General features: G+C 57.3%; 1 protein-coding gene and 1 pseudogene. Both read left to right on the top strand.

The window, feature by feature from the left end:
* Positions 1-108, top strand: a pseudogene (locus GHO25_RS25865) (recombinase family protein); the annotation flags it as partial.
* Positions 92-335 (top strand): DUF4158 domain-containing protein (locus tag GHO25_RS25870; RefSeq protein ID WP_153393457.1); only part of this gene is annotated, 244 nt, incomplete at its 3' end. The pseudogene GHO25_RS25865 and the gene GHO25_RS25870, both read left to right, overlap by 17 nt.

The raw sequence follows: 335 nt of genomic DNA on the forward strand, positions 1-335 counted from the left end.
GCGGCGGTGTGCCGCAACTTCAATGTCAAGCGCACTACGTTGATCGAAACATTGACGCGAGCAGGTTGGCGTGGTGCGGGAAGGACGGTCGATGAGCAACAAGAATAAGCTACTCACCGTCTTTTCTGACGCAGAGCAGGAAGCCCTGTACGGCCTACCGGACTTCGACGATGCTCAGCGGCTGGAATACCTGGCGTTGACCGAATCTGAACTGGCGTTCGCCAGCAGCCGGCCTAGCCTGCAGGCCCAAGTCTATTGCGTCTTGCAGATCGGCTACTTCAAGGCCAAGCATGCTTTCTTCCGCTTCGATTGGCATGAGGTCGAGGACGATTGCG

Source organism: Pseudomonas sp. FSL R10-1350 (genome assembly GCF_009600525.1).
Classification (GTDB): domain Bacteria; phylum Pseudomonadota; class Gammaproteobacteria; order Pseudomonadales; family Pseudomonadaceae; genus Aquipseudomonas; species Aquipseudomonas helleri.